The following is a 19,943-nucleotide window of genomic DNA, read 5'->3' as shown; positions in this document are numbered from 1 at the left end:
CGAAGCCCAGTTCCTGCGGCAGGTACTCCCACTGGATACCCGTGTGCAGCACGAACAAGATCCCGCACAATGCTCGCCGGTCTGGCACCCTCGGCCGTCCCTCAACCAGCTTCGGCCCCGGCCTGGGCAGCAACGGCTCCACCAACGCCCATAGTTCATCCGACACGATCCACGGCCGCGACTGACGCTTTCCCACGACCAGACCAACGAGCAGATACGCCAACAGTCACATGATCAACCACTTCTGTTAGGACCTCTAAGACATTTCCCTTCGGTGCGACTGGTGTGTCGCGCGTGTGCTTGAGGTTCAGAAGCGGGCGGAGTGCCGGTTCACCACCCCGCCTTGGATCTTGGCGACCTACGGTATGTCAGGTGTCACGCCTGGCCGGTGTGGAGGGGCCTTGGGTGGGAGTTCGCGGGACCGTATGCCTTGTTCGCAGATCCGGTTGGTTCTTCGCCTCCTCGGTCCGATCTGACCACCGATCTTCGAGGCTGACCCGTGGCGGGTGCCCCATGTCTCGGAACGGGTGTTGGGCTCTGGTCTTTCGGCTGCCGCTGGTGGTGGAGTGTTGTGGTGGTCCAGCCCAGGCCGTGGGTGGTTTGGGCGCCGATGCCGGCGGCTTCGGCGAAGGCGGAGAGGGATGTGAAGGCTGAGGCGACGTCGGCGGGTGCGGTGTGGGGGAGGGTGAAGGTGGCGTGGCCGGTGAAGCCGGTGCGGGAGGCTGCGCCCAGGTGGGCGGGGGTGCTGCGGAGTTCGTGGGCGGTGAGGCGCACCGTGGTGAGGAGGGCTGTGATCAGAGGGTCGGGGAGAGATTGGGGGGCGAAGGCGTTCCAGCGGCGGGCGAGGCCGGCGTAGAGGAGTTCGGGGTCGGGGAGGGGGATCCAGCGCCCGCTGCGCGTGAAGTAGGTGACGGAGAGGAAGTTCAGTGTGATCCGGCGGGTTGTCGGGAGTGCATGTAGGGCGGCGTATGGGGCGCTCGCTGTTTGAACGTCCTCAACGGTGAAGGACTGGGCGCCGAGGCGCACTTGGCTTCCCCGCAGTTTGTCGAGGGGAGGGGTGGCCTTGTCGCTGAGCCAGCTGAGGGCGAGAGTGGCGTGACCGGGGGCGTGCGGGGCTAGAACGAGGGGAGTGACGGAGAAGGGCTTCGTCTGGCTGCGGTGGTCGTCTGCGGCTCCTTCGAAGAGGTTGCAAGCCAGGCCGTGGAGTTGCGCGGGCGGGACATGGGTTGTGCGGGTGGGATCGATGGGGCGCAGCAGGAGCTGCCAGCGGGTGGGCATCAGGCCACATCCCTGGAGCGGCTGGAGGCGCCCTGGGGGCGGTGGGATGATCCGGTGCGCACCGGTAGAAGGTCGAGGACGAGGAGGCCGACCACAGTCTTGGGGTCGGATTGTGGTGAGGGTAGGCCAGTGACCTTGTCGTAGCCGGTGCGGACCGGGGGTATGGCCGTGTGCTGGGCGCCGAGAGCGAGAGGGTTCGCTGCCTGGAGTGTTGCGCGACGGGGTGCGGGTACGGGTGCGGTCGGGGGTTCGTACCGCGTCCTGCTGTTGGCGGACAGGGGGCGGAGGGCAGGCGGGGTCAGGTTCATCTGACGTGTGGTGGTGGTCATGGGGCCTCGCTGATGGGCGTGGACTGTCGTGCGATGCGGAAGTCGTGGTGGGCGACGTCCGCGTTCGTCCGTGACATGAGCCAGCCCAGGGCCATGGTGATCGGCAAGGGGGCCATGAGGAACAGACGGGTTTCGATGTCAGGGCTGCCGGATTCGGCTTGCCATTCGTCGCGGGCGACGGTCCAGGTGCGGTAGAGGTGCGTGGCGATGGATTCGAATGTCTGCTGTGTCTCGGGCAGGTAGTCCGTTGAGGCTTCGACGATGAAGTGGGCGCCGCAGGGGGTCGTCGGAGTTTCGGGGTGCTCGGGGGCGAAGACGTAGCCGGTGTGGCGTCCGCTGGGCAGGCGGACGTGGCCGGTTTCGGCGACGTGGCGGGCGTCGGCGGTCATGGTGTCCCCGCGGCTCAGGCGGACGATGAAGGCGAGGCGATGCCGGTGCTCGGGTGGGCAGTTGGGGTGTGCGATGGGGGCGACTGGCGCGTCGGGCTGCTTCAGGCAGTTGTTGAGGAGGGCCTGTTGCTCTGGGGTGAGGGGGCTCGCGAGGTGGGTGGCGAGTTTCACGGACGGAAGGACGGTGTTCCGGGTGGCTGATACGTGCATGACGGTGAAGGTCTTGGCGCGGTCGTCGGCGAGGCGCTGCCCCAGGAGGAAGCCGTCGCGCATCTGGGCGAGCGGGTAGATGGTGACGTTTCCCTCTCGGCCGTTGCGTGTTTGCTCGGCAACGCGGGCGTCGATGAGGTTGGCGACGAGGTCCGCGCGCGCGGGCGGTGCGAGGAGCTCGCCGGCAGGCTGCAGCAGTGTGGGTCGGATGAATAGGGTGCTGCTGTGGTTTTTTGCCGAGGCTGCCAGGAGAGCTTCGAGGCGGCCGGTCTCGGTGGGCAGTAGCGGGAACATCTGGATGATCACGCCGACTCCGCGTTCCCGGTGAAGGATCCAGCCGAGGACGACCGTCACGGTGGCTACCAGGAAGACAGCGAGGTAGAACCAGCCGGAGTCCCACAGTTTCTGGAGCATGTTGGGGACGATGCCAAGAGCGATGGCCGAGAAGGCCGCGATGAGCAGGGCGCCGAAGCCTTCGCGGGAGCGGAGGAAGACCCACAGCTGCCGGTACCAGCGGGTATGCATGTGTGTCCTCCTGCTTCAGTGCGCTGTGGCGCGGACGAAGGTGGCCGGTGTGGGGCCGGGGAGTTCCAGGAGTTCAAAGTCCAAGGCGTGCGCTTCGGTCGGCAGAGGCCCAACCTGCTTGTCGTCCCGGGCCCAGGGGAAGCCGGGCCGGACTTGGACACGGACTTGGTCCTCACCGTCCTGACCCGGATGGAGGGCGGCAGTCAGGGCCTGGCTGCCGTCGATCCGTAGGCGCAGGCAGCGGCTGCTGTCCCAGGCCCACACGTGCGTGGACTGTGGGGGTGTCTCGGGCAGCCGGTCCGCTCCGATGACGTGGAAACCTTCCAGGTCGGCCCAGGCGCAGGTCGTGCCTGTCAGCAGGGAGCGTGCCTGGGCCCAGTCGAGGCGGCCGAGGCGTTCCAGACGGGCGAGGACGGGCTGCGCCGTGTGGCGGGGCTGGGCGGTCGGGGCGGTTGTCATGCCGGAACCTCCTCGGTGGACGGGGCGGGAGCAGGGGGCCAGTCCGAGCGGCTAGCCCGCAGCGTCTGCAGGGCAGTTGCGCGTTCGGCGGTTAGCCAGTCGCTCGTCGCGGGCTGCGCGGCGAGGGTGCCATAGCCGCGGGTGGTGCCGCCTCCGACACCGATCGTCCCGTCCGCCAGATCGGCCAAGGCCAGGACCAGAGCGGCGCGCAGCACGTCCGGAACTGCCCCGTCGTGGCGGAGGTGCAGGGCCAGGTGACCGTCTTCGACGACTTCCTCTGCGTAGAGAGCCTGGTCGCGGGCGCCGCCGAAGACCCGGTCGATGGCTACGTGGTTGCGTACCCGCACGCTGCCGTCGCGGATGGGGGAGTCGGCGAACAGGAAGCGTCCGCGGGCGCCGACTGTCTGCGACGGCTCCCCGTCGCTGGCTGCGGTACCGGGGGGTTCGGTCCAGCCGAAGGCTTCACAGACCACGCAGGCGCCGCAGCTGCCCGACGCATCGTCCCTGACGGACACGCACACGTCACCGATGCCGACAGACCGCAGAATGAACTCGACGCGGGCGCGCAGAATGCCCTTCCACGTGCTGCCGGGGACGACCGGGCTGTCCTCGTGATCACGCAGGATCTGAGCGATGTCAGTACGGCGGCCAGGACGCTCGGCGAAGGTGCCACTGCCGACGTGGAGGGCATCGGATATCCGGAACTCCAAGGCCCTGCCGAACAGATACGGCTCATCCGGGGCCCCGCCGGCTTGCTGCGCGCGCTCGTAGACGAGGGCGGCTTGGTCGTCCACGAGACCGGGGCCGCCGACGGTGAGCCAGTGGCGCAGGCCGTCAGGGGTGGACAGGTCGATGATGCGGTGCCGGACGGTGATCAGTTCGGCGCGGCCGTAGCCGGTGGTGCGTCCGCCGCCGATCCTCGGCCGCCACCTCCCCAGCAGCTCGATGACCTCGTCGACCACGGGGGATGTGGTGGTCTCGGTGTCGATCCGGAGCCAGAGGGTCAGTTCGGTGCCGGGCGGGAGAAGCTCGCGGCTGTGCAAGGTGGTGGCTTTCGCGGCTGCGCGGTGCCGGTCGACGGCCGTACGGAGGCGTCGCATCGAGGAAGGCTCAGGCACGGTAAGCCGGGTGCCAAGGACACGGACGGGGGAGGCGATCGCGGTGGTCGCCTCCCGGCCGTTCCGATCGTTCGCATCGGCGTCTTTGAAGACGTCGCCGAACAGGGCACGCCGCCGGTCCTTCGGGGCCTGCTGGCGCAGCGACCCGGCCAGGGAAGTGCCGGGCACGTACGGCTTTCCCCAGCCGTCGCGGGCCAGCGGCAGATCGGGATGCAGGACGGAACCGACGGTATGGGCTTCCGGCGCGGCGACCGCACCGGGGCCAGTGAGCTCCAGTTCAGCTTGGAGGAGGTGGATGACACTCATGGCCTCAACGTTTCCTTCTCCATCAGCCCGCGGACCAGTACGGCGAGGATGCCCAGTGTGTGATCGAGGACCTCCACGGGCGCATACAGCAGCATGGTGGTGAGGACCTCCCGTTCGTCCGGTGCCAGCCGCCGTAACCGAGGACGCTCCAGAAGCCCGATATGGCGGGCGTCGGGGCGCGCGGCGAGCTCCTGGACGTACGGGCGCAGATTGTCGATGAACCACGCGCCGTGGCCGGTGTCGAAGAGCCGGTGCGCGTATGCCTCGGCATCCGGCGCCTGGTCCTGGTCCTGGTCCGTGGCAGTGGATGCTGCCGGTTCGAGGGGCTGCTCCCAGGCGGTGGTGGCGGTCTCCAGGGCACCGAAGCCCTCGTTGCGCCGCAGGCCGATGCCCCGCCCCATCAAGGTGACGAGCCCGTCGGGGTCGGGGGGCTGGCCGAAGCCAAGGACGAGCACGGAGCCGGCGCTGATGGCCAGTTCGACCGGTTTGGGCAGGCGGGAGGCCGCATGCCAGCCGCCGACCCGCTCCCGCCGCGCCCATACCCGCTCAACGGCGATGACGCGGGCACCGCCGAGTAGCGGTGCGAGTTCATCGTCGAGCGCCGCCTGGACCGACTGGTGGTCAGCGAGGTCGAGGGGAAGGCCGCTGGGGTCGGTGAGGATCGTGGGTGCGGTCAGGCGTAGCGCGACCCTGCGGCCTGTCGCAGGCGGGACGGCGACTGCGGGGCGGGGTGTATAGGTGACGGCTCCGGAGGTGCCGCGACGCCCGCCCAAGCGCAGTCGCCGGGCACCAGCCAGCCACCCCGCAGCACGATCGGGCAGTTCGCTGCCGGGGGTGATACAGCCGTGGAAGGTGCGTTCGGCACCCTCGGCGTCACGATGAGTCAGAGCGCGGCGCGTGAACAGCAGGCTCTCTTCGGCGACCCCACGGGCGTCGTCGATCTGCAGGTGGGTGCTCTGCGTGACCAGCCCACGTGCCGCGGACTTGGTGAACTCGACCTCGCCCCGCCCAGGTACAAGCGGCCCACACGCACACCTCGGCTCGCCCTCGGTATTGTTGAAGGCTTCGTCGACAACGGTGACGCAGGTTCGGTACTTGCAGCGCAGCACCGACAGGGGCACAACCTGCGACCCGGTCGCAAAGAGTGGCCCGTAGGAGACGTCGCCCTCGAACAGGGCAATGAACTCACGGCGTTGGTCGGCCGGGACCTTGGTGGGCAGGCCGTAGTCGGCTATCCATGCGGCGGCGAGCGCGCCGCGCAGGACCGAGCCAGGGATGTAGAGGCGGGTGGGCGCCGGCGCGGTGCCCACGGGGCGGATGCCAAGGGCCAACGGCTGGTGGGCGGTCACCTGAATCTCAAGCATGCCGGTGGTTCCTCCACTGCTCGGCGAGTGCCGTGAAGCGCGTGATCAGTGCCTCGTCCACGCCCGGCTCCTCAGGCGTGCACTGGGCCCAGCCCAGCCCGCGGCGCCGGACCGCGCCCAGGCTGTGCACGCCAGCCGCAGCACAGGCCAAGACCGCCAGATGCCCCTCCCGGTCCAAGGGCGGGCCGTCGATCTCGGGCAGCGGCCCGTACTGAGTGACGGTGAACTCGGCGGTGCGCGCCCACACTTCCTCCCCGAACAGCAGGTGGTCGCGTTTCGCGGCGCCGGAGTCCTCATCCAGCGACACCCGCGCCCGCGTGACCACCACGGGCTCGTCTGGGAAGCGCGCTGCCTCCCACCCCCAGGCGGTCGGGCAGTGCGGGCCACCGAAGACCGCCTCCACCAGGCGCGGGAGACCAGGCAGAAGCTGCTCGGCTGAATCCCGCATCAGGCCCTTGAGAGACGAGGCAGGCAGCAAGTTGCATGGGTCTACGGTGTCGTCGATGCCGGGTCGGCCCATGCCGGTCGCGATCCGGAACGGGCCGTGGAAAGTGAGCGTCACGCGCATGGCCACCACCGGGCGAGTCCAAGAGCCGCACCCAGCCCGATCCCGGCCGCGGGCGGCTGATCGTGCCGGGGGGACGGGGGAATGAAGGGACGGATCGCGTCGAGGTGGCCCACGCGGTCGGCGATGGCCGCCGCCGTGAGCGGACCGCCGCCGCGCAACGCCTCCGTGAGGCGGGCGCGGTGACTGGCCGGCACCTTCACCAGCCGCGACAGCGCCACGGCCGCAGGAGTCTGCCCGCGTCCCTCAGAACGCAGCACCGACAGGGCCAGCGGCAGGTGCGCGGGCGCCTCTGGGCCATCGGCGGTCAGGTCCAGCCACTGCACCGACGCCTGCCGTCCGCCGAACACCCGCTTCGCCTCCGACAACCGCTGCCCCGCCGACTCGGCCAACAGATTCAGCGGGTGTCTGACGTGGGCGAAGACGACTCCGGCCGAAGCGGTCGGAGGCTCCAGCTCGGGCAGCCCCGGCTGGCCAGCGCGCAACTTGTTCAGCTTGTCCAACACCTCGGCCGTCGCCTCGCGGACCAGGCGCCCGAACTCCTCCAGAAACGTCAGCGTGAACCACCACGCCTGGTCGGCAGGAAGGCTCACCAGCACATCGTCACCGCCGACCACGTGCGGCACGACGCACAACTGCTCACGCTCCACCGTCAGGGGCAGCTCCAGCGTCGCCGTTTCCAACGCCGCACGCGTAGCATCCGACAGGGCACAGGAGATCTCCGTCTTCGCCGTCCGCAGCTCCTCATCCCGGCTGCCCTCGTCGGCCAGTGCCTTGAAGAACACGCCGAACGCATTGCCGTCCACTGCGACCGTCGCCAGGTGATTGCGCCCCGAAGCCTTGCTGCCCAGCGCGGCCAGATCGGTGAATTCGTCCGGCGCGGGCGCCAGCCCAATGCCCCGCAACAGACGCCCCTCAGGACTGCGATCATCCGCCACAGTCTGCCGACGGGTCACATTCCGCATCGAACAGTCCAAACACAGCATCTGCGAACCATCCGGCAACGGCTCCACCCCCACCGCCGGATCGGTGTGACACATCCGGCACGGCACAGCCAGCGGGAACTCCGCAGCCGGCGGCAGATCGTGCCGCACCTGCCCGTGACGCACCTTGGGCTGCAGAATGCGCGCGTGAACAGCGAGATACGACTCTCCCGCGCCCCATATCGAGTGGAATTCGGCACCGGGTAACGCCTTGCGCAGGTGGGCGAAGACGAGGTCCTGCAGTCGCCGAACCCGCCCTTCACGCTCGTCTCCGGCCTCCATGGGAAAGCGAAGGCTCACGACGCCATCCGCCTTGCCGGCCTCCGGATTGACCTCCGCCAGGCCCTCAACCACCTCCTGAATTGCCGCGTCAGCCGTAGCCCGGGCCAGGCTATTGCTCGCCGCACGATGCCCACGCAGCCCCGGAGTACGGGTCAGATACTGCTGGATCCGCACAGCGCCGAAGTCGACATACACATACCCCTCGCTCACCGCCCCTCCTCCTCACGCTGCGGGATAACCGTCATCTCCGGCCGAGGGGAGGCAGAAGAGGGCAACTGCCGGTAAGGGAATCGAGCGTCCTTCGCCCGGCCGCCCGCCGTCTCCTTCCAGAAAGTGAAGGACGGCGACAGCACCTTCGGGTCCAGAGGATCGCCCTGCTCTGGCAACCATCCAGCCGGCGGATACCAAACCCGATGCGGTGCGGCCCAGTCCAACCGCAGCACTTTCGTCAGCTGCCGCTTCCAGACGTCCTTCAGCTCCCTGGACGCCGTCCGACGGAACGCGGCCACGGCCTCCTCAACATCGAGCGACGGAGTCACCTCACCGAGATAACGGCTCGACGCATCATCCAGCCAGACCACGCAAACCCGCGACGTCACGGTTCCAAAACCCAGCGGGCGTCCGCCACCCACGGCCCAGCCGTACTCCGGCCCCTCGCCCTGGGGAGCCTCACCGTCGTAGCTGCGCAGGAGCAGGGCCGGATCCAGCGCGCACAGCAGCCCGCCGAGGTCGGCGTCGCTGAGGTTCTCGAAGTGGACCCGTGCCGTGAACACCGAGCCGGCTCGCACGGACTGGCCCTGGGTGAGCATCTGATTCCCCGGCTCGTGCACATCCTCGTGAAAAACCGTCGGCTTGGCCGCACTGGCACGGAAGTACGGGCGCTCGCCGGGCGTGCCCGTCAGCCAGTACTGCTTACGACCACGCAGCCCACGCGGCCCCTTGCCATCCCCCTCAGACCCCCACTCGCGCAACGGCTGAGCATGCTGCTCAACCGCCGTCTTCTCCTCCGAGCCCTGGTCGCGGTTCAGGTAGAACTGGCCCGCACCCGGCTTCGGAGCACCCATGGGCGGCAACCACTCCTGCTTCGTCGCATACGCCTCACGGGGGACGGCATCACCAAAGCGGACATGACCACGGTAGGCAGTCTGCTCCGCTCGCCCCTTCCCACCGTCCCCCTCGGTGTCCGCCGAACCGAAGACCCGACAACTCGGACACAGGTGCCGCGAATCCGTGCAGGCCAGCGCATGCTCGGGAACCCTCCGCCCAGCCTTGTCCACGCCTCCCACATGCCGCCACACCACCGACAACGCGATATCCCTCACCGTCAGCAGCGTCTCGCCCCCGACCTCGGGCAGCACCCACACGACCTGGTCCGGATACACCCTCCGGCGAGCCGCGATCCGCCTGCCAAGAAGCCCTTTGTCCCGGGGGTGCAGCACGTCCACCCAGTGAGGCTTGTCATCCTCCCGACCTGGCTTCTGCCGAAACTCCCGCATGTCCTTGGTGTCGTCGACTGCATCGAGAAAGCCCTCCCAGACACCTTCTGGAAACACCACCCCGCGGACCGTGTCCTCAAGCTCGCCGGTGGCGCAGAAGTAGCGGCCCCGCAGCTTCGCCCCGCCGGCCGGATTCTTGCGACTCTTGCGCCGGGTTTGCGCATCGGTGAGCAACACGACCCAATTCCCGTGAGCACGGACCAGGTTCGGGTCCTCCAACTGCTCACGCTCAAGTACCTCCGTGCCGCGGCTCAACAGCGTCACCCGCGCACCAGTCCGAAGGCTGTCCGCATCGCCCAGTGCGCTGTGCAGAGCTGCGGACTCCACCCACACCGGAGGCTGCGAGCACAGCTGCATCCGCAGCGGCCTACCGTTCTCGTCGACCTCATCAACCCGGGCCAGCCGCCAGCCCGGCGGGCGCTTCTGTACCTGATCGCGGTACCCCGGACGGAAGTTGTCGCTGAAGATCCGCAGGCAGCCGCCCGCCAGCGTCTCGTGCAACGACCGCACCGCGCCCGCAAGTGAGGACCCCGGCAGATACGGCACAGGACCCTCGAAGCCGGATATGGACCGCCTGGGGAAGACCCCATCGTCACCGGCGTAAACATTGCGCAGCAGCAGCGGGCTGCGGGCCGTCAACTCGACCTCAAGAACCCCCGAGTAGCGCCCTTCCGCAAGCCGACCGTGCCCAGCAGGCGCCGCACGCCAGCCAGCGTCCGGCTCTCCTTTCGGCAGCTGTACGAAAGTGTACGGATTGACGAACTCCTCCCGTGTCACCCTCTTGCCCTCGGACACACTCGCCCCTCCCCCGAATCGGCGAACCACCGTCGAACCGCGAAGGACACTTGCTACCCGAGATCCATACTGCCCCGCAAGCTGAACTGGTCAAAGTGCCAGCAGAGTTGGCCCACCGAGCTCCGCCGTGACACACCGACGACAGTCAGAACACGCACGTATGCTCGCTGTTTGGGCAGCCTTCTGACAGGCGGGCGGGCCCTCCTGAGCCGAGCCCGCCACGAACTGCTGCAGTACTCGGCGCAGGCGCCAGCGGCACGGAAGTTCCGCGTGGTTTCAGCGACTTCAGTCAACGGCCCGGCGCCGCGCCGACACGACCTCCCCCCCGCGAGCTGGCATGCATCGAGAGGTCTCCCACGACTATCGACTCTCGAAGCCGTTGCGGCCTCCACCGGTTGAAGATTCAAGACCATCGACCACGAGGTTCCACGCCCTTCGGGCGTTGAGAGTCGTTGCGGCCTGGGACGAATACGCGGACTACCTGGAGACGCTGGGGTTTCCATGCCCTGCGGGCGTTCGGATTTGTTGCGGCGACTGTTGCGACCAGCGTCCAGGCCACGCACCGAGTTTCCATGCCCTGAGGGCGTTCGGAGTGGTTGCGGCGCGTCTACGAGGCACTGGGTATGCCGCACACCACGGTGTTTCCATGCCCTGCGGGCGTTCGGAGTGGTTGCGGCGAGCAGCACGTGGCTGACGGCGTCAAGATCTGGGGTTTCCATGCCCTGCGGGCGTTCGGAGTGGTTGCGGCCCTGACCTGCGTGCTGCGCTCCACCGCACTGAATCGGTTTCCATGCCCTGCGGGCGTTCGGAGTGGTTGCGGCTACCCCGACAAGACGGTGTTGGTGATCGTGACGGAGTTTCCATGCCCTGCGGGCGTTCGGAGTGGTTGCGGCGGTGCGTGAGCTGCGAGTCTAGCGGTTGATGGCAAGATCTGATTTTAAGAACCCGTGGGCGATAGCACTCAAAGGCGACATTTTCCTTCGGCGTGACTGGCGTGTCTTGCGTGTCCTTGGGGTTCCGAAGTGCGAGGTCGAGGTCATCGTGCGACTTGTTTGAACGGGCAGCGCCCACGGCCCAGTTCGGAGCAACCGCAATGTACGCTCTGATCAGGTGGCTGAACACGAAAGAAGCTGTACGGCTCCACCCTGGGCGAAGAGGGCGGGGCTCTTGTTGCCGGTAAGGTGCTCCGCTGCTTGCCAGTTCAAATCCCTCGTTGGTCTGCGCCTCAGCCTGCACTGATGTCGTCGGCGGATCACAATGCCGGTTGTGGAACGGCCCGCGTGGACCCGTAGTGGACGCGCACTGGACCGAAGGACCAGGAAAGACGGGGAATCCCTCGAATGTGAACGACTAACTGCGTCCCTCTGACCTGCGAGAACAGGAAAATCGGGGCAGGAGCAGGAAGATCGTGATGCCCCCCAAAGGACGTCAGACTCCGTTGAGGCGCACTCAAGGTTCGCCCCGACGGGACACTACTCGATCCGAATCTGAGGATCGACAGCTGAATCAGCTCGCATTCCGTCACCCTGGAAGCCGTATTTCGTCGGCTCCCCGTGTAGTGCCAGTGCAGCCGACTTCCCAGCCGCCCTCGGCTTCCAGCTGGCGCCATTGCCCCCGTCGCCCGGACGAGCCTGCGTACGGCCGTGATCCGCCTGTGGCCAATGTCCCGTAACTTCCCATGGTCGGGGGATATTACGGGATACACGACCAATGCGGGGGCAGCAGATGACGTATCGGCGCGCGGCGATACTGGCACTGGCCGGAGGGCTGTTATTCACGGCGCTGTTGTGGTGGGCGGGGCGAGTGCGAACGCGCTGTACCTGCTGGGCACCACCGACGTGATCGGAGGCCAGGCCGCCGCCGAGCTCCAGAGTTGGCTCACCCCTTGGCCGTATGACCCTCCGGGCTCGATTCAGCCCGGCGCCGCGGTGTCCGGCGGGATCGGGGACACGGCCGGACTCGGCAGTGCCAGCCACCTCGCGCTGTACACCACGGCGATGCAGATCCGGTTCGGCGCGGTCTTCGCCCTCTTCGTGCTCGGGGCGCTGCTCCTGGTGCGCAGACTGCCCCCGGTGCGCGGCCGGGTGCCCGCCGCAGTGCTCGCGCTGTGGGCCTGGGGCCTGGTAGCCGGGACCCTGGCAGCGACCGTCTCCGCGCCGTGGCTGATCGCCTCGCAAGGGCACGGCAGTTACCGCTTCCTGCCCCAGCTGTCGAACGTGATCGCCTCCGGGAGGCAGGTCCTGGTGGGTGCCGCGCTGGTCGCGGCGGCGGTGACCGTGCTCGCAGCGCGCGTCACTGCCAAGGACGCTGGGCAGCTGCCGCAGGAGACCATCCCGGCGCGCGCCTCCCGCCTGGCTGCCACCGCCGGGACCGCGATGGTCGCACTGTCCCTGGTGGTCCTCTCGTACCAGTCGGTGGCCGCCGCCCTCCAGCAGATCTCCCCGAACATCAGGGTGGTTCGCCGAGCCGGGCGACCTCCTGCGCCAGTGGCTGCTGCTCGGCGGCTGGTCCGGCCCTGGGGGCACCACGCCGCTCGGCGACTGGCTCCTGTACCGCGCCGCCGACGCGCTGCTGCTCGCGGTGGTGTGGTGGGCACTGCGGCGGATGCCCGGACTGCTCACCCGCGCCACTGTCCCGGCGATGGCGGCTGGCGCAGTGTGCGCGACTGTCCTTGGGCTGCTGGCCAGCCAGCTGCTGCGGATGGTGATGGATGGGGCGAGCTTGCACTGGGAGCTGCTGCGTCTGTCTGCCAGCATTGGTCAGGGCGTCCCGGTTGCCCTGACCTGCCGCCTGGTGGCGGGAGTCGCGGCTGCCGTGACCCTGCGGGTAGCCGCGGGCCGCACGGAAACCGCCGACTCCGCGGCCTCCGACCAGGCCACCACCCGTCCTTAGCACTACACGGCCACGGGCGAAGAAACCCTTCTCGGGAGCCGATGTCCTTCGGCCAACATGGAACATCGGGAATCGGCCCCGGTTGGCGAACGGGCCTCAACATGCCGGCCCTTGGGTATAGTCCCGCCCTTCCCCGACCTGGAGGGCGTGCTGCAAGGGGTCAGGATGAACTTGCCAAACGTCGTGACACACTGGCGAGCTCCCCCGCACGCGAGCCACGAGACGTATGGCGTCCCTGCCACGAACATGAAGGACCGGACGACGACATGACCAAGGACGTCATCGCCCTCACCCCGCGCATGCCAGCCCCGGGAGCTATGCTCGCCGGCCTGATCTCCGGAGGTCCCGACAAGCTCGTGGACACGACCAGTGAGGGCGCCGTGGTGCGGCTGTGTGACGGTGAGGGCCGGCCGCTGGTCTCCGTCGAGGCACCGCTGCTCGTGCAGGTCCCGGGTGAGGCGGAGCGGCTGCTGGGCGCCACCGCGCCGCCGGTTCCGTACTGGTGGACCGAGGCCCGCGCCACCACCGGTGTCGAAGAGGCCGAGCAGCTCGCGGGGACCTTCGCGGCCCGGCTGGCCGCTTTGGCCGACGGCTCCGCCTGGCCCCCCGAGGCCGCCCGTTCCGTGGCCGTGGTCAAGACCGAGGGCGTGAGTGTGGCGCCCGAGCCGGCCGCCGCGCAGCCTGCCGTCGACGTTCTCACCGACAAGGTCGCCGTGGTCATCCAGGACCGTCCGGTGGTCGCCATGACCGCCTGGCTCTCCGACGCCTTCCGGACCGCCGCCAGTGCAGAGCTCGGCCTCCAGGTCGTCACCCCGCCGGGAACCACGCTCTCCCCGGCCGCACGTGACAGCCTTAGCAACTGGCCCTCCCGCTGGGTCGTGCGCGACGAGCGCGATGACTACTACGACGGGCTGACCGGAGCCGTACTGCGCTGGCAGGACGGCATGTTCGCCCCCGTACCCTCGGCCGAGGCGATCGCTGAAGACCCGCGCACCCCGGTGGCCGCCACCTACCAGGAGGCCACGATTACCGGCGAGCGCCAGCTGGCCATCACGTTCCGCACCGTCCACCCCGCCACCGAGGGCCTGGTGCTCGGCGGCGCGCTGGAGGCGATATGGCGCGAACTGACCGGCGCGCCCCCGGCCGGGTGGGGAACCGCGGAACCAGCCAACCTTCCCTGGTCACCACGGCAGATCACCGACCTTGCGCGTGAGCGGGCGCCGGAGCCGACCTGGGGCGTGGTGGTCGGCAGCCCGGACCGACCGGGCCTGGCCACGGTCCGTGTCAGTCGTACGAAGGCGGGTGTGGAGGAAGACGTCACGCTGATGTTCGGCTACGGCCCCGACGAGGAGCCGCCGGTGGACACCTTGCCCACGGTGGCGGAGCTGCTCGCCACCCGGCACCACCTGCAATCGATGCTAGTTCAGCTCCGCAAAGCCCGCCGCGACCTGGCGGTGCCGCCCCGCTTCGAGGGCCCGGGCGTCCCGGTTGCTTTCGTGCTCGGTGCGGAGGAGGTCCGCCAGATGCCCGACGACCGTGCCCGGCGCACCCCGCTGTCCCAGCCGCCGGTCTCCCTCGGTCCGAAGGCCCGCCCTGCGATGTACTACCCGTTGCCGGGAGACCCCTCTGACCTGTCGGGCTGGCAGGACTTCGAGCGCCTGATGCGGCATCTCAAGGGCGAGTGAGGGCCTGGAGCAGTGCGGTCGTCTATCGGGGCTGAGCCGTTGTCACACCTTCGCCATAGCATGGTGTTTACGGATTGCAGCAATGACAACCCTGTTGATAGGCATGTCCGCACATACGATCGTCAAGTCCGCGGGGGAGCCCGATGAAGTTCGACATGGGAGCGCAGACGCTCTCGACCTTGAGGTCGCAGTCGCAGGGATCGAGCACGGAACTGGGGACGTTGATCCGCCAGCTCGTCCAGGCAGCCCAGCCGTTGGAGGGCAAGTTCAACGGCGCAGGCAAGGTGGCCTTCGACTCGTTCAAGTCGCACGCGGACGAGATCACCGCGGAACTGAACAGTGCGCTGGCCGCGATGGTGGGCGGCCAGTCGGGCATGGAGTCGGCCTTCAGCACCGGTGTCCAGGAGCAGGCCGACAACGCCCGGTCTCAGATGTCGGCGGCGAACTTCGACGCCGCCCGCTTCTCGGGCCGCTGACAGCCCGCTTACTGCGGAAGTACTCAGACCAGGCTTCGACGGGGAGGATTGTGGTGGCTGCTGGTATGGACCGTCGCTCGTATGACTCGGGCGCATCGGCGGAAGCACAGGGCAACGTCCAGGCGGTGATCGCGCGCCTGGAGCAGGTGATCGCAGCGCGTGACGCGCAGGTGAAGCAGGCGATGGCGGACTTCACGGCCGACGGTGTCGCCGAGGAGTACCACGGCAAGGAACTGCGCTGGAACCGCGCCTCGCAGGAGGTCAAGAACATCATCCACCTGCTCAAGACCACGCTGGAGAAGAACGACGCCACCGCGCACCAGACGCTCGCTCGTGCGAAGAGTGCGGTCGACAACATCGGCTGAACCACCCCGGCGCATCAGCGGGAGGAGTGATCCCCCGCAGTGCGCCAACGCGTTGCTGGCCGCAGGAGGCGGCGCCGCCGCGGGGCGTGGTGGCGGTGATGGTGCAGTAGAGAGGAATGCGGGCGTTCATGGCGTCGTGGGACATTCAGCCGCAGGGAGTGCAGGGCCAGTTGAAGGTCGTCGGCACACATGCCGCAGATCTGGGTGACGCCCTCAGCACGCTGCTTGCGGACCTGCGGGAGGCAGCTGGGGCGGCGGGTACGGCTGTGCCGGGCTCGCAGGCAGCCACGCTGCCGCACGGGCCCGTGATGCCGGGACCCACGCTGAAGGGACCGACGGGCGCGTCGGTGTTGTCGCAGACGTCATCGGGGCCGGTAGCCACGGCACTGGTCGCGTACTCAGCTGGCCGCAGCAAGGACTTCGAGGCGATGGCCGATCGTTGCCAGGCCGGCGTCCTGGGCGCGGCCAAAGCCACCAATGAGTACGTCCAGGGAGACCTGGAGGCGGCGAAGAACGCCCAGAGCGCCGCTCGGAACGTGCAGCTGGATGCGCTCAAGGACTTCGGGGGGAAGCAGAGATGAGCGATGCACCGGTCGACCCGGCCGAGGTACCGGTCTTCACCGGCGATCTGGACCTTCTCGAAACCAAGGTGAAGGCGCTGTCCCATGGCGGCCCCAAGATCGAGACTGCCGGCTCGGACGTCCACAAGTCCTTCGGCGGCCTGTCCGCCTTCTACAAGGCGCCCGAGGCGGAGCAGCTGTTCGGCGTCACCAAACCCGTGGCTGACAAGGCCCGCGAGGTCGGCCACGACGCGCGCGTCATCGCCGGCGCCCTGGGGACATACGCCCGCGAGATCCGCCCGCTGGTCAAGCAGCTCCAGCAGCTCAAACAGGACGCCGCCGCCTTCCGCCATAAAGTCGACTCCAGCGACGACGACTGGCGTGAAGATGGCGACCTGACCGACGAGAACCTGGCTCGCCGCAACAAGATCGCCGAGGTGTGGGCCGCGTTCCAGGCGGCCGAACGCGACTGCCACGCCAAGATCGTCGGCCTGGTCGGAGGCAAGGCACTCCACGCCATCGACGCCTCCCACAAGAACGGCTACGGCTACGACGCCGAAACCCTCAAACAGTCCAAGAGCCTGCCCTGGGGCGACGCGGTTGAGGAATCCGCTCCCTGGTGGAAGGTCTGGGTCCACGTTGGCGATTTCGGCAAGGGCGTCATCATCGACGGCGTGGGGGGAGTCATCAAGGGTCTGGGCACCCTGGTCGGCCTCGACGGCTGGGACGCCGCCAAAGGGGCATGGACCGGCCTGGCCAAGCTCACCACCACCACTGCGCTCATCACCACCATGCCCTTCCTGGCCCCCATTTACGTGATGACGCCGGGGCGCATGCTCCCTTCCTGGTTCCGGGACTCGCGCACCGCGATGCTGGAGTCCGGCAAGGCGTTCGTGGCCTGGGACCAGTGGGAATCCAACGGCTCCCGGGCCGCTGGCGCGGTCACCTTCAACGTCGTGACCGCGCTCATCACCCGAGGCGGCGGCGCTGCCGTGGAAGGCGCGGGCAAGGCCGCCGCAGCCACCAGGGCCCTGGCCGTCGCCGCAAAGGTGGGCGAGGTCATCGACCCGATGACCTACGTCTTCAAGGGCGCAGGCGCCGGCCTATCCAAGATCGGCGACTTGATCGCCCACCTCAAGAACGCCGGCCACTTCCAGGTCCCGAAGATCTCCGAAGGCGCCTACAGCCTGCCCGAAGGCGCCACCAAGCTGCCGGACGGCACGATCCAGCTGCCCAAGGACGCCGCCATCCCAGAAGGCGCGAACAAACTCCCGGACGGCAGAATCAAGCTGCCCGAAGGAACGGTCGACCTCCCGCCGAACACGGTGAAGGACCCGGCCACCGGGAAGTACATGAGCGGCAGAGGCGACCTCTACAACCAGGACGGCAGCCTCTTCCAGCGCGCCGAAGACGCCCCCAAGGGACAGACCACCACACCTACCACGGGCGCGGACAACCCGCGGACCGAGACCCCGGCCCACCAGGAGCAGCCTGCCCTGGCCGGCGTCGGCGGACGCGGCGACGACATCACACGCGTCGGCTCAGACATATCCGACCCGGCCCGCACGGGCAACAACGCAGGCCACGGCGGCACCGGACCGGGAGATAACACCCCTATGGGGCGCGCCGGCGACCACGGTGCCCCGGGTGGCGACGCGGGCAACAACGTGCCCACGAATAGCCACACTCCGGGCGGTGGCGGGAGCACCCCCCACACGTCGGGCGCCGGCGGAATAGACAACTCCACGAGCGGCGCCGGCCACACCGCTGAAACCGGCGCCACCGGCAGCCGCGGTCACGGCTCCGGCCACGGCCTGTCTATCCCGCATCAGGGCGATGGCCCGGTAGGCGCTGGGGGCGGACACGACCTCGCCGACAGCTCCGCCCATCCTGAGTCTCCGGGCGCACACGACGGCACGACCCCGCCACAACGTGATCCAGTGCCGCGTCCCAGCTTCATGCGCGAGGGCGACAACCCGTACGGTCCGCGTGGTTCCCTCACCCGGGAGCAGATCGAGGAGATCCAGGTCTACCGTGCCAACCATGAACCCGGGTACTTCAAGGACTACTACAAGGGCGGCGACCACCTCGGCGACCGTAAGAACCTGGAACTCACGGACGAGAGCGGGTTCACTCCGCCTCAGCTGACCCGGCTGTTGGATGATGGCCCGTTGGTCCGTGTCAAGGACACTCCCGAGCCTCCCAAGCCCCACTTCCTCGACCCCCATTACCTGAAGGAGAGCGCGGACACAGTCACGGACAGCGGTAGGCGCCAGAAGCTGGCAGAATCCGCACGGAACCGTCACTTCGCTATCGAGTGGGACAAAATCGCGGAGTCCTTGAAGAAGGATGCCGCCCTGTCTCACGAAACGCACGGAACCTTCGAGACCGGCGGGCTCTGGGGAGAGAACAAGGGGCTCTACAAGGAAGCCCACACCGCGATGGGCAAGGAGACTGAAGCCTTCGGTGAAGCCGTGGCCGAGCACCACTACATCGCCGAGCATCACGAGGGCGCTGTTCGTCAACCACTCGACGGCCCTGCGAACGGAAATGACCAGTTCGACCAGGTCTGGAAGCGTAAGGACGGCGGGTACGTCGTCGTCGAGGCCAAGAGCAGTGTGGACACGAAGCTGGGTGCTCGAAATCTGCCCAACGGAAAGCGTGTGTCCCAGGGATCCCAGGAATATTTCCTCGACATCATTCGAGAAATGAAAAAGCGCGGCGAGCATAATGTAGAGGAAAGGCGTCTCGCGCGAAATCTCGAAAAGGCACTCAAGTCGGGCAAGCTGGAGTATGTTGTTGTCAAGGGAGAGAAGAATTCCGGGATATATACTGGCTACCAGTACCGGCGATTCGACATCACCAAAAGGAGTCTTCCGTGACCGTCACTGTTGACCGGCATGGCACGCCAGGACCCAACGCCGCGGAGTGGGCAGAGGAGCTGGGCCAGGACCTGATCGAGGACATCGGTGAACTCGAAGAGTCCTCGGATATGATCTACTCCACGTTCAATACCGCTCTTTTGCACCTGCAGGCCCGCTGCACCGTAGATCCCCGAGCAGCGGAGCTGGAGACATGGGAGGCGGTTGTCAACGCGATGCAGCTGGGCTCGGCGCTGTTCGCCGCGGCAGGTGTGAGTGAAGGCACCATCCAGTGCCGTATCAACCGGGAGCTGCGCAATATCCCTGCGCTCGGCCCGAGTTCGTTCGCTGACGCGGGTAACTGGCTGACGTCATTCTGGCTGGCGGTCGTCTGCCGGGACCAGAAGCGAATGACGGAGCTGTGCGAGATCCCGCTCGACCGCCTCCGTTCGCCTGAGGGCGCCTACGACGAGTACATCTACCACTGGGTGGACGTCCTGCAGACGTACTGGTTGCAGCGGCCGGGGCTGGTGGACAAGCTCATCGCCGCGATTGAGACGTCGCACCCGGATGCGGTTTCGGTCACTCCCAGGGATCTGCTGCAGGCCGTGCTCTACCCGCCAATCAACCTCTTCCACCGCTTCGTCACCAAAGATGAGCAGGGCTTCAACCAGGCATTGCTGGAGGCGCTGGAGCTGCACAAGGCGTACTGGACTGCAGACGAGGACCGCACGGCGGACCCCGATGGCCGTATCGCTCTGGGCCCGCTCGCCATCGCCTGCCTTGCCTACGACGGGGGGATCCCGGTCGAGGTCGAGTCGGAGTACCTGCCCAAGCACCTCCTGCAGCGCGGTTGGCTCGGCGAGTTCCCCACGTGAGACACCTGGCACGGTGAAGGGTGCCCGGCACGGTGGGCTAGGGCCTGATGCGCTCGATATTGCGGAAAGTCCATCAATCCGGCACTTGCGGGGATCGAAGTCTCGGATCTGCTTCGAAGCGTGCCGC

General features: G+C 67.9%; 15 protein-coding genes, 1 pseudogene and 1 CRISPR repeat array. Of the genes and pseudogenes, 7 read left to right on the top strand and 9 right to left on the bottom strand.

All coding sequences use genetic code 11. The features are described from left to right. From ACLJT4_RS38730 to ACLJT4_RS38690, 9 genes are all read right to left on the bottom strand, one after another. Window positions 1-196 (bottom strand): transposase (locus tag ACLJT4_RS38730; protein WP_411129753.1); only part of this gene is annotated, 196 nt, incomplete at its 3' end. Between the two features lie 179 nt (window positions 197-375). Then, entirely contained in the window at window positions 376-1,278 is a 903-nt protein-coding gene (gene cas6, locus ACLJT4_RS38725; RefSeq protein ID WP_411129749.1) for a CRISPR system precrRNA processing endoribonuclease RAMP protein Cas6, read from the bottom strand. Between the two features lie 325 nt (window positions 1,279-1,603). Next, entirely contained in the window at window positions 1,604-2,731 is a 1,128-nt protein-coding gene (locus tag ACLJT4_RS38720; RefSeq protein WP_411129748.1) for a hypothetical protein, read from the bottom strand. 15 nt (window positions 2,732-2,746) lie between these two features. Continuing rightward, window positions 2,747-3,190: a hypothetical protein gene (locus ACLJT4_RS38715; protein ID WP_411129747.1), complete on the bottom strand. Its 444-nt coding sequence runs from the start codon at window positions 3,188-3,190 to the stop codon at window positions 2,747-2,749. Further along, window positions 3,187-4,614, bottom strand: a complete 1,428-nt coding sequence (locus tag ACLJT4_RS38710) for an RAMP superfamily CRISPR-associated protein (protein WP_411129746.1) — start codon at window positions 4,612-4,614, stop codon at window positions 3,187-3,189. The genes ACLJT4_RS38715 and ACLJT4_RS38710 overlap by 4 nt, the downstream gene beginning before the upstream one ends. After that, complete coding sequence (locus tag ACLJT4_RS38705; protein ID WP_411129745.1) at window positions 4,611-5,978, bottom strand: type III-B CRISPR module-associated Cmr3 family protein; 1,368 nt, start codon at window positions 5,976-5,978, stop codon at window positions 4,611-4,613. The genes ACLJT4_RS38710 and ACLJT4_RS38705 overlap by 4 nt, the downstream gene beginning before the upstream one ends. Beyond that, window positions 5,971-6,546 carry an RAMP superfamily CRISPR-associated protein gene (locus ACLJT4_RS38700; RefSeq protein ID WP_411129744.1) on the bottom strand — a complete coding sequence of 192 codons (576 nt, stop codon included), beginning with the start codon at window positions 6,544-6,546 and terminating at the stop codon, window positions 5,971-5,973. Before ACLJT4_RS38700 ends, ACLJT4_RS38705 begins: the two co-directional genes overlap by 8 nt. Next, window positions 6,537-8,018 (bottom strand): Cas10/Cmr2 second palm domain-containing protein, encoded by a 1,482-nt coding sequence (locus ACLJT4_RS38695; protein ID WP_411129743.1) that lies wholly within the window; start codon window positions 8,016-8,018, stop codon window positions 6,537-6,539. The genes ACLJT4_RS38700 and ACLJT4_RS38695 overlap by 10 nt, the downstream gene beginning before the upstream one ends. Continuing rightward, the gene (locus tag ACLJT4_RS38690) at window positions 8,015-10,099 is read right to left on the bottom strand and encodes a TIGR03986 family CRISPR-associated RAMP protein (protein ID WP_411129742.1); all 2,085 of its coding nucleotides are present in this window, start codon (window positions 10,097-10,099) and stop codon (window positions 8,015-8,017) included. Before ACLJT4_RS38690 ends, ACLJT4_RS38695 begins: the two co-directional genes overlap by 4 nt. Before the next feature lie 422 nt (window positions 10,100-10,521). Next, window positions 10,522-10,992: direct repeats of the CRISPR family, unit length 37 nt; unit sequence GTTTCCATGCCCTGCGGGCGTTCGGAGTGGTTGCGGC. A gap of 832 nt (window positions 10,993-11,824) precedes the next feature. Between ACLJT4_RS38690 and ACLJT4_RS38685 the strand changes: the two are divergent. The 7 genes and pseudogenes from ACLJT4_RS38685 (at window position 11,825) to ACLJT4_RS38655 (ending at window position 19,816) form a co-directional block, all read left to right on the top strand. Then, window positions 11,825-12,991, top strand: a pseudogene (locus ACLJT4_RS38685) (hypothetical protein). A gap of 266 nt (window positions 12,992-13,257) precedes the next feature. Next, a complete protein-coding gene (locus ACLJT4_RS38680; protein WP_411129741.1) occupies window positions 13,258-14,676 on the top strand; it encodes a DUF6177 family protein in 1,419 nt (472 codons plus the stop codon). A gap of 143 nt (window positions 14,677-14,819) precedes the next feature. Next, entirely contained in the window at window positions 14,820-15,152 is a 333-nt protein-coding gene (locus ACLJT4_RS38675; RefSeq protein ID WP_411129740.1) for a hypothetical protein, read from the top strand. A gap of 53 nt (window positions 15,153-15,205) precedes the next feature. Next, entirely contained in the window at window positions 15,206-15,517 is a 312-nt protein-coding gene (locus ACLJT4_RS38670) for a pore-forming ESAT-6 family protein (RefSeq protein ID WP_411129739.1), read from the top strand. 128 nt (window positions 15,518-15,645) lie between these two features. Further along, window positions 15,646-16,098: a DUF6507 family protein gene (locus ACLJT4_RS38665; protein ID WP_411129738.1), complete on the top strand. Its 453-nt coding sequence runs from the start codon at window positions 15,646-15,648 to the stop codon at window positions 16,096-16,098. After that, on the top strand, window positions 16,095-18,959 hold the full coding sequence (locus ACLJT4_RS38660; RefSeq protein WP_411129737.1) for a hypothetical protein: 2,865 nt from the start codon (window positions 16,095-16,097) through the stop codon (window positions 18,957-18,959). The genes ACLJT4_RS38665 and ACLJT4_RS38660 overlap by 4 nt, the downstream gene beginning before the upstream one ends. Continuing rightward, the gene (locus tag ACLJT4_RS38655) at window positions 18,956-19,816 is read left to right on the top strand and encodes an immunity 49 family protein (RefSeq protein WP_411129736.1); all 861 of its coding nucleotides are present in this window, start codon (window positions 18,956-18,958) and stop codon (window positions 19,814-19,816) included. Before ACLJT4_RS38660 ends, ACLJT4_RS38655 begins: the two co-directional genes overlap by 4 nt. The last annotated feature ends 127 nt before the right edge of the window (window positions 19,817-19,943 follow it).

The sequence above is a fragment of the Streptomyces sp. x-19 genome (assembly GCF_046549115.1).
Lineage (GTDB): Bacteria > Actinomycetota > Actinomycetes > Streptomycetales > Streptomycetaceae > Streptomyces > Streptomyces albulus_C.
Note: the sequence above shows the minus strand (reverse complement) of the source record. Positions and strands in the feature narration are given on the sequence as shown.

Excerpts from the sequence above, each read along its gene's own strand:
- ACLJT4_RS38680 (WP_411129741.1), top strand. The coding sequence starts at position 13,258 with ATGACCAAGGACGTCATCGCCCTCACCCCGCGCATGCCAGCCCCGGGA.
- ACLJT4_RS38705 (WP_411129745.1), bottom strand. The coding sequence starts at position 5,978 with ATGCTTGAGATTCAGGTGACCGCCCACCAGCCGTTGGCCCTTGGCATC.
- ACLJT4_RS38715 (WP_411129747.1), bottom strand. The coding sequence starts at position 3,190 with ATGACAACCGCCCCGACCGCCCAGCCCCGCCACACGGCGCAGCCCGTC.
- ACLJT4_RS38710 (WP_411129746.1), bottom strand. The coding sequence starts at position 4,614 with ATGAGTGTCATCCACCTCCTCCAAGCTGAACTGGAGCTCACTGGCCCC.
- ACLJT4_RS38675 (WP_411129740.1), top strand. The coding sequence starts at position 14,820 with ATGAAGTTCGACATGGGAGCGCAGACGCTCTCGACCTTGAGGTCGCAG.
- ACLJT4_RS38660 (WP_411129737.1), top strand. The coding sequence starts at position 16,095 with ATGAGCGATGCACCGGTCGACCCGGCCGAGGTACCGGTCTTCACCGGC.
- cas6 (WP_411129749.1), bottom strand. The coding sequence starts at position 1,278 with ATGCCCACCCGCTGGCAGCTCCTGCTGCGCCCCATCGATCCCACCCGC.
- ACLJT4_RS38720 (WP_411129748.1), bottom strand. The coding sequence starts at position 2,731 with ATGCATACCCGCTGGTACCGGCAGCTGTGGGTCTTCCTCCGCTCCCGC.
- ACLJT4_RS38700 (WP_411129744.1), bottom strand. The coding sequence starts at position 6,546 with ATGCGCGTGACGCTCACTTTCCACGGCCCGTTCCGGATCGCGACCGGC.
- ACLJT4_RS38665 (WP_411129738.1), top strand. The coding sequence starts at position 15,646 with ATGGCGTCGTGGGACATTCAGCCGCAGGGAGTGCAGGGCCAGTTGAAG.